Annotated in this window: 6 protein-coding genes; 3 read left to right on the top strand and 3 right to left on the bottom strand. The window is 74.7% G+C overall.

Features of this window, described 5'->3' with window-relative positions:
• The first annotated feature begins 83 nt into the window (after window positions 1-83).
• Together mug and ABD323_RS25515 are read left to right on the top strand one after the other, a co-directional pair.
• A complete protein-coding gene (gene mug / locus ABD323_RS25520; protein WP_344444289.1) occupies window positions 84-722 on the top strand; it encodes a G/U mismatch-specific DNA glycosylase in 639 nt (212 codons plus the stop codon).
• Window positions 723-882: 160 nt separating this feature from the next.
• Complete coding sequence (locus ABD323_RS25515) at window positions 883-1,887, top strand: NADP-dependent oxidoreductase (RefSeq protein ID WP_344444288.1); 1,005 nt, start codon at window positions 883-885, stop codon at window positions 1,885-1,887.
• Between the two features lie 29 nt (window positions 1,888-1,916).
• Here ABD323_RS25515 and ABD323_RS25510 read toward each other — a convergent pair whose 3' ends face one another.
• Complete coding sequence (locus ABD323_RS25510; RefSeq protein ID WP_344444287.1) at window positions 1,917-2,912, bottom strand: GlxA family transcriptional regulator; 996 nt, start codon at window positions 2,910-2,912, stop codon at window positions 1,917-1,919.
• Between the two features lie 137 nt (window positions 2,913-3,049).
• Between ABD323_RS25510 and ABD323_RS25505 the strand changes: the two genes are divergently transcribed.
• On the top strand, window positions 3,050-3,466 hold the full coding sequence (locus tag ABD323_RS25505) for a nuclear transport factor 2 family protein (RefSeq protein WP_344444286.1): 417 nt from the start codon (window positions 3,050-3,052) through the stop codon (window positions 3,464-3,466).
• A 47-nt stretch (window positions 3,467-3,513) separates the two neighbouring features.
• Here ABD323_RS25505 and ABD323_RS25500 read toward each other — a convergent pair whose 3' ends face one another.
• Entirely contained in the window at window positions 3,514-3,915 is a 402-nt protein-coding gene (locus tag ABD323_RS25500; RefSeq protein WP_344444285.1) for a YccF domain-containing protein, read from the bottom strand.
• A gap of 33 nt (window positions 3,916-3,948) precedes the next feature.
• A partial coding sequence (locus tag ABD323_RS25495) for a glycoside hydrolase family 10-like protein (RefSeq protein WP_344444284.1) occupies window positions 3,949-5,467 on the bottom strand: 1,519 nt, incomplete at its 5' end.

Here is a 5,467-nt window from a genome sequence, read left to right as displayed (position 1 = left end):
GGCAGGCCGCGGCGGCGACGCCCTCGTCCCGTTCCCCGGGGCAGGCTGGCCCGGGGCAGGCTCCCCCGAGGCAGACTGGCCCGGTGCAGACTCAGCCTCCCTTCCGCCCCACCGCCGAGCAGTTGGCCGCCGCCCACGGCACCACCATCCCCGACGTCGCCGCTCCCGGGCTGCGGGTGCTCTTCTGCGGGATCAATCCGGGGCTCTGGTCCGGGGCCACCGGCCACCACTTCGCCCGGCCCGGCAACCGCTTCTGGCCGGCGCTGCACCGCTCCGGCTTCACCCCGCGCCAGCTGCGCCCCGACGAACAGGCGACGCTGCTCGAGCTGGGCCTGGGGATCACCAACGTGGCGCCCCGGGCCACCGCCAAGGCGGACGAGCTGACCCGCGAGGAGCTCCGGGCCGGTGGCGCGGCCCTCGCCGAGCGGGTCGCCCGGCTGCGCCCGCGGGTGCTGGCGATCCTGGGGATCGGCGCGTACCGCACGGCCTTCGGCCGGCCGCGGGCCGTGATCGGGCGGCAGCCGGAGCACCTGGGGGCCACCCTCGACGCCGCGGCGCGCGCGGCGGCCGGCATCGAGGGCGCCGCGGACCCGACCGCCGGTACCGAGGTCTGGGTGCTGCCCAACCCCAGCGGCCTGAACGCCCACTACACGCCCGACAGCCTGGCGGCCGAGTTCCGCACCCTGCGCGAGGCCGTGGAACGGCTGGCCCCGCCGGCCTGAGGCCGCACGCCGACACCCACCGCCACACCCGCCACCGCCCGCACCGCCTTCCATGCACAGGATTCATGGAAGGCGGCGTCCCATCGACGCGGACCCCTGCTACCGGTCGCCGCGCGCTCCTACGGTGATCACACCGCCACCGATCCCCCAGGAGTCCGCGATGACCCGCCAGCCCATGGCCGTCCACCAGGTGTCCCGTCCCACCGGCCGCCCGACGGCCGACGACTTCGCCTTCGTCACCGACCGGCTCGCCCCGCTCACCCCCGGCACCGCCCTGGTCGAGAACGTCTACCTCTCCGTCGACCCGTACATGCGCGAGGCGATGGACGAGGGCCACTGGGAGCTCGGCACCCCGCTGGAGGGCCGCTCGATCGGCCGCGTCCTGGAGTCCCGCGACCCGGCGCTGGCGGCCGGCGACCTGGTCTTCCACCGGTACGCCTGGCGCACCCACGCCGTGGTGCGCGCGGACGAGGTCCGCCCGCTGCGCCCGCACCCCGGGATCCCGCTCAGCACCTACCTGAGCCTGCTCGGCGGCACCGGTCTGACCGCCTACGTCGGCCTGACCCGGGTGCTGCGGCTTCAGCCCGGCGAGTCGCTCTTCGTCTCGGCCGCGGCCGGCGGCGTCGGCAGTGCGGTGGGCCAGATCGCCCGGCTGCTCGGCGCGGGCCGGATCATCGGCAGCGCCGGCTCGGCCGCCAAGGTCCGGCACCTGACCGAACAGCTCGGCTTCGACGCCGCGTTCGACTACCACGACGGGCCGGTCGGCGACCTGCTGCGCAGGGCGGCGCCGGAGGGCGTCGACAGTTACTTCGACAACGTCGGCGGCGACCATCTGGCGGGCGCCATCGAGGGGTTGAAGGAGTACGGGCGGATCGCCTGGTGCGGCGCGATCAGCCAGTACAACAGCAGCGAGCCGGCCGCCGCCCCGCGCAACCTCTACGAGGTGGTGTACAAGAGCCTGCGCCTGGAGGGCTTCCTGGTCCGCAACCACCGGGACGTGCAGGGCGAGTTGGAGGACTTCCTGGTCCCGCACCTGCGCTCCGGACGGATCGTGGCGAACGAGACGGTGGTGGCCGGCTTCGAGAACGTCGTGCAGGCCTTCCTCGGCATGCTGGACGGCGCGAACCTCGGCAAGATGATCGTCCAGGTCGGCGACCCGTCCTGAGCCCGAACCCCACCGCGGTCGCCCCGCCCCTACTCCACCGCGGAGTTGCGGAACCTGGCGGCGTACTGCGAAGGGAGCACGCCGAGTTGGCGCAGGAACGCCCGGCGCAGCGTCTCGTCACTGCCCAGTCCCGAGCGGCGGGCCGCGCCCGCCACCGACTCGCCCGCCTCCAGCAGCGCGCGGGCGGCCTCCACCCGCACCGTCTCGACGTAGCCGGCCGGCGTGGTGTCGAGCTGCGCGCGGAAGAGCCGGGTGAGTTGGCGCACGCTCAGTCCCACCCGGGCCGCCAGCAGCGGCGCCGCGTGGTCGGCGCCCGGATCGGCCGCAACGGCCTCCAGGGCGGTCCGCAGCGCGTCGTGGCGCGGCCGCGGCGTGCGGGCCGGGACCGAGAACTGCGACTGGCCGCCGGGCCGTTGCATGAAGACCACCAGGTCGCGCGCCACCTCGCGGGCGGCCTGCGGACCGAGGTCCTGCTCGACCAGCGCGAGCGACAGGTCGATGCCGGCGCTCACCCCGGCCGAGGTGGTCAGGTGGCCGTCCCGGACGTAGATGGCGTCCGGCTCCACGGTGATCCGCGGGTAGCGGCGGGCCAGCGCCGCCGCGTGGCGCCAGTGCGTGGTGGCCCGGCGTCCGTCCAGCAGGCCCGCCTCGGCCAGCACGAAGGCGCCGGTGCAGACCGAGGCGACCCGCCGGGCACCGGCCGCCAGCGCGGCCGCCGCGGCCAGCAGGCCCGCCGGCAGCGGCGCGTTGGGCAGCGTGGGCGACCCGGGGATCAGCACGGTGTCCGCGCGGACGGTGGAGGCGTCGGCCTGTACCGCGAGGCCGGTGCCGGTGGAGGCGGTGACCGGCCCGCCGCCGGGCGAGCAGAGCACCAGCTCGTACCCGCCGGCCGTGCCGAACACCTCCAGCGGCGCGGCGACGTCCAGCAGGCGCACGCCGTCGTAGGCGAGCACGGCGAGGCGGGGGTGGGGGTGCGGGCGGGAGCGGGGGCTCAGGTGTGGGCTCGGGCGGGGGCTCAGGCTCATCGTCCGATGGTAGGCCGGAGTGATGGCCGAATCTGTGGGGTGATGGTCTCCCAGGACATGGCTGCCGCCGCCCACCGCCTGCGAGAGTCGGTCCGGCCCGACCCGTCCCCTTCCCCCGCCCCGTCGAGGAGCACGCCATGACCTCCCGCCCGCCGCTGCCGCCGTTCACCGAGGCCACCGCCCGTCAGAAGGTGCAGGCCGCCGAGGACGCGTGGAACTCGCGCGATCCCGAACGGGTCGCCCTCGCCTACACCGAGGACTCGCAGTGGCGCAATCGCGACGTCTTCCTGACCGGCCGCGCGGAGATCACCGCGTTCCTGCGCGCCAAGTGGGAGCGGGAGCTGGACTACCGCCTGCGCAAGGAACTCTGGTCCTTCACCGGCAACCGGATCTCGGTCCGCTTCGAGTACGAGTGGCACGACGCGTCGGGCCGGTGGTGGCGCAGCTATGGCAACGAGCAGTGGGAGTTCGCCCCGGACGGGCTGATGGCGCGCCGGTACGCGAGCATCAACGACCTGGCGATCCGCCCCGAGGACCGCCGCCTGCGCGCCTGACCCCGTCCGCCCACCCGGCCCCCGCGGGGGCCGGGCCGGTCGGTCGGTCAGTACGTGCCGAAGCGCTGATCCGTGGAGACCACCTCGCGCCCCAGCGGCATCAGCGAGATCGGGATCATCTTCAGGTTGGCCCAGCCGAACGGGATCCCGATGATCGAGATGAACAGCGGGATGCTGGTCGCGATGTGCGCCAGCGCCAGCCACCAGCCCGCGAACACCAGCCAGATCACGTTGCCCACGCAGGACGCCGCGCCCGCGTCCGGCCGCTCCACCGTCGTGCGCCCGAAGGGCCACAGCACGTAGCCGGCGATGCGGAAGCTGGCGATGCCGAAGGGGATGGTGATGATGAGGATGAAGCAGATGATCCCGGCGATGGCGTAGCCGATGGCCATCCAGATGCCGCAGAAGAGCAACCAGATCACGTTGAGGACGAACCCAAGCACCTTCATACCTCCAGCCTTGCACGAGTCGGCGGCCACGGCCTACGGCACGGGCCCGGTCGGGGGCGCGGTCATGGGAGCGGTCGGCTGCACCCTGGGCAGCCACACCGGGGTGCCGGGTCGGCTCTCGCGTCCCGCGCGGTCGACGGCGGTGGCGGCGTACCAGGCCGGCGGCGCGTCGGTGGGCGGGTGGTAGTGGTCGACGGTGAGGGCGGGCAGCAGGGCGGTCAGCCGGGCCGGGTCCGGTCCTGGCACCGGGCCGGGGTCGCGGTCGTAGCGGTAGAGGGCGTACTGGAAGGGGCGGGGGCGGTCGGGGCGGGGGCACGGGCCCAGCCGCAGGGCGCGGAGGTCGGCGGTGGGGCGCAGGGTGGGCGGGCCGGGTGGGGCCGCGTGCGCCAGACGGGGCAGCAGCGGGGGGAGCGCGGGGCGGCTCCAGTGGTCGGCGGCCAGCCTCCTGACGGCGCCGATCCGGTCGAGCTGGACGGAGCGGGCACTGAAGAAGAGGTCGCCGCCGATGGCGGGCAGGGTGGCGTTGAGGGCCAGGTGCCGGGAGAGTTCGGCGACGTCCTGCCAGGCGCCGGGGCGGTCGGGGGCGCCGGGACGGGAGGCCGACTGGCCGATCCAGAGCTGGGTGTCGGTACCGGTGGTCTGCTCGGCCCACCAGGGTGCGAGGACGGCGTAGTCGGCGATGGTGAAGCCGATGGGCCAGTAGAGCTGCGGTGCGATGTAGTCCACCCAGCCGTTGCGGACCCAGCCGCGGGAGTCGCTGTACTGGGCGTCGTAGGACTGCAGGGCGGCGGTGGCGGAACCGGCCGGGTCGGTGGCCCGGTTGCGCCACACCCCGAAGGGGCTGATCCCGTACATCGCCTCGGGACGCGCGGCGCGCACCAGGTCCCGCAGTTGGCGGACCATCAGGTCGACGTTGTCGCGGCGCCAGGCGGCGCGGTCGGTGAACCCGCGGCCGTGGGCGGCGAAGGTGGCGCCGTCGGGGAAGTCGTCCTGGTCGGGGTAGGGGTAGAAGTAGTCGTCGATGTGGACGCCGTCGACGTCGTAGCGCCGGACGGCGTCCATGATGGCCTGCTGGACGAAGGCGCGGACCTCGGGGTTCCCCGGGTCGTAGTAGATCTCACCGCGGTAGACGGCGGTCCACTGCGGGTTGCGGCGGGCGGGGTGGCCGGGGATCAGCCTGGCGGGGTCCGGGTGGATCGCCACCCGGAACGGGTTGAACCAGGCGTGGAACGCGAGGCCGCGGTCGTGGGCCGCGCGGACCGTGAACTCCAGCGGGTCCCAGCCCGGGTCCCGGCCCTGGGTCCCCGTCAGCCACTCGGACCACGGCTCGAACGGTGAGGGCCACAGGGCGTCGGCGGTGGGCCGGACCTGGACGAAGACGGCGTTGAACCCGATCAGCGCGGCCTCGTCGAGCAGCGCGACGAAGTCCGCCCGCAGGTGCTCGGCGGTCAGCCCGCGGCGGCGCGGCCAGTCGATGTTGTCCAGCGACGCGACCCACAAACCCCGCATCCGGCGGGCGGCCGCGCCGGTGGCGGGCGGGCCTGGGGCGGGG

It is taken from the genome of Kitasatospora nipponensis (genome assembly GCF_039528135.1).
GTDB classification, from domain to species: Bacteria; Actinomycetota; Actinomycetes; order Streptomycetales; family Streptomycetaceae; genus Kitasatospora; species Kitasatospora nipponensis.
Note: the sequence above shows the minus strand (reverse complement) of the source record. Positions and strands in the feature narration are given on the sequence as shown.

What these genes read in the sequence shown, in the direction of transcription:
- ABD323_RS25500 (WP_344444285.1), bottom strand. Translation starts at nt 3,915, where the DNA reads ATGAAGGTGCTTGGGTTCGTCCTCAACGTGATCTGGTTGCTCTTCTGC.
- ABD323_RS25515 (WP_344444288.1), top strand. Translation starts at nt 883, where the DNA reads ATGACCCGCCAGCCCATGGCCGTCCACCAGGTGTCCCGTCCCACCGGC.
- ABD323_RS25510 (WP_344444287.1), bottom strand. Translation starts at nt 2,912, where the DNA reads ATGAGCCTGAGCCCCCGCCCGAGCCCACACCTGAGCCCCCGCTCCCGC.
- ABD323_RS25505 (WP_344444286.1), top strand. Translation starts at nt 3,050, where the DNA reads ATGACCTCCCGCCCGCCGCTGCCGCCGTTCACCGAGGCCACCGCCCGT.